The 2,672-nt window shown below is 55.4% G+C and carries 1 protein-coding gene; it reads left to right on the forward strand.

The window, feature by feature from the left end:
- Window positions 1-753 precede the first annotated feature (753 nt).
- Window positions 754-2,672 (forward strand): DUF2723 domain-containing protein (locus Q0F21_RS07000; RefSeq protein WP_297238605.1); only part of this gene is annotated, 1,919 nt, incomplete at its 3' end.

Here is a 2,672-nt window from a genome sequence, read left to right on the forward strand (position 1 = left end):
GCAGACTCGTAAGACTTGTGGTGCAAGATCGCATCCGCCACAGCTATAGTACAGACAGTGTCGTCCGTAAAGGTCGTCCCCTCACGGAAGAGGTCGAGGTCGTAGTCCTCCGTATTATTGTCAAACTCATAGGATGAGCCTGTCACATCCCCGATAATTGCTCCTATCATACTTAATGTCTTCTTTTGTCCAAAAATACCATATTTTTCCTAATCAAGGCAAGGTACTCCACAGTCTCGACGGGGGGCAGGAAAGGAAAAGGGATGACAGGTCACAGGGCTGACGCGTCTGAGACTCGTCCATCAGCAGCGTAACCGCAATCACAAGGATGCTCGCTCCCTAAGCATCAGCCTCTCTGACGGGCATCAGATGGTTTACTGTATAGCTCAAATGCATCAGCCCTACACCCCCAAACTAAACCCGGTATTAGTCATCACTATTACCGGGTTTAGTGATGACTAATACCGGGTTTAGAATTCACCGAACTCTATCCAGCTCGATACGACACTCCCCGGCGCCGAGGATCCCTGACGGGATCCGCCTCCCGCAGGCATAGGGGATGAATGCAGGATCGGTAGGGAGCGGGGTGTCGGAGGAGGGGGACCGGGGGGTAAGTCCCTGTGGGATCGGGCGCGCGAGGTAAAACTCAAATGCGTCAGCCCTATGACAGGTCGGGGAAAGGGGATCCCTATCGGACTAAAATCATTACTTTTGCAACTGATCGTGACGTCACGGTCAGATGAGAAGATAAGTATGCAACGAAGTAACTACAAGTGCCTGGAGCGTGGTATGAGCTGGCTCGTCTTTGCCATCTCTGCCATCGTCTACTGGGTGACCATGGAGAAGAGTGCCTCGGTATGGGACTGCCCTGAGTTCATTACCACCTTCCACAAACTAGAGGTGGGTCACCCGCCGGGTGCCCCATTCTATATGCTGGCATACAATGCTTTTGCTGAGCTTTTTCCTGCTCATGGCGACTGGATAGCCATAGCGGGCAATGCCCTGAGCGGACTCCTCTCCGGTCTGACGATACTCCTCCTCTTCCGGACGATCAGCCACCTGATCCGGCGCTCTTTCATCCTCCGCACCGCCTCATGGCGCGAGGAGGCAGATATCCCCGCTGACTATGCGTGGATTGCACTGGGGAGCGCCCTGGTGGGTTCGCTCACCTACGCCTTCACCGACACCTTCTGGTACAGCGCGGTGGAGAGCGAGGTGTACGCCTTCTCGAACTTCTTCACAGCGCTCGTCTTCTACCTCATACTGAAGTGGGAGGAGACGCGCAATCCGATCAAGGAGGATCGCTGGCTCCTACTGACAGCATACCTTATGGGACTGAGTGTCGGGGTCCATCTGCTCAATCTGCTGGCGATCCCAGCGATGGCGCTGGTATACTACTTCAAGCGGACGGACAAGGCAACGTGGAAGGGCGGACTTGTGGCTACGCTGCTCTCCTTCCTCCTTGTTGCGGTGATCCTTTTCGGGATCATACCGGGTGTGCCTGAGGTGGCGGGCTACTTCGACCTCTTCTTCGTTAATACCCTTGGGCTCAGCTACAATAGCGGTCTGATCTGCTACGTCCTGGTGCTGGCGCTTGTGATGAGTCTGACCGTCTATGCATCGATGAGACGACCGGTGCCGATGACCCTCCTCAGAGTGGGCTTCCTCTCCACCTGCATCCTGCTGGGGATCCCATTTATGGGCAGCGGTTGGATCGTCCCGATCATCGTGATTGCTGCCCTTGTCTGGTACCTCTGGTACTCCAAGCGGACAGATGCTCACCGACTGGCGCACCTGACCATGGCGATGGGACTCCTCTTCGCCGGTATCAGCACCTATGGTGTGATCCTGGTGAGAGCGAACTCTGATATCCCGATGAATCAGAATACCCCTGCTGATGTCTTTGCACTCCGGTACTACCTCTCTCGTGAGCAGTATGGGAGTACCCCGCTGATCTATGGACAGACCTACGCCTCTCTGCCGGAGTACGATGCTCAGGGGCGGCCGGTGACGACCACCAAGGTCACCTACGCCCGGACCAATAAGCTCTCTCCTGATGACCCAGATCACTACGAGCGTCAGGAGAGTAGCTCGCTGGTCTACAGGAGCGATATGAAGATGCTCTTCCCGCGCGTCTACAGCAATATGATGCCCCACTTTAAGCAGGGGTATGAGATCTGGGGTGAGGTGAAGGGAGAGACGAAGACGGTGAACCAGGCGGGGAAGGCGGAGACGGTGACACTGCCGACCTTCGGTGAGAATCTCCGTTACTTCTTCTCTTACCAGCTCAATTATATGTACTGGAGGTACTTCCTCTGGAACTTCTCCGGCCGACAGAATGACATCCAGGGACAGGGAGAGCTGACGAAGGGGAATTGGATCACAGGCATCCCCTTCATAGACGGGCTATTCCTCGGACCGCAAACGGACCTACCCTCCTTTGTGACCGACAACCCCGGACACAATCGCTACTTCATGCTGCCCCTCATCCTCGGTCTCCTGGGACTGATTGCCCAGCTGCTGAGCCGACGAGAGCGGAGCAGGCAGAACTTCTGGATCATCCTTTCGCTCTTCTTCATGACCGGTATAGCCATTGTGCTGTATGTCAATCAGACGCCCTATCAGGTGCGCGAGCGAGACTACTCCTATGCGGGGTCTTTCTACGCCTTTAG

This window comes from uncultured Porphyromonas sp., from assembly GCF_934359325.1.
Taxonomy (GTDB): domain Bacteria; phylum Bacteroidota; class Bacteroidia; order Bacteroidales; family Porphyromonadaceae; genus Porphyromonas_A.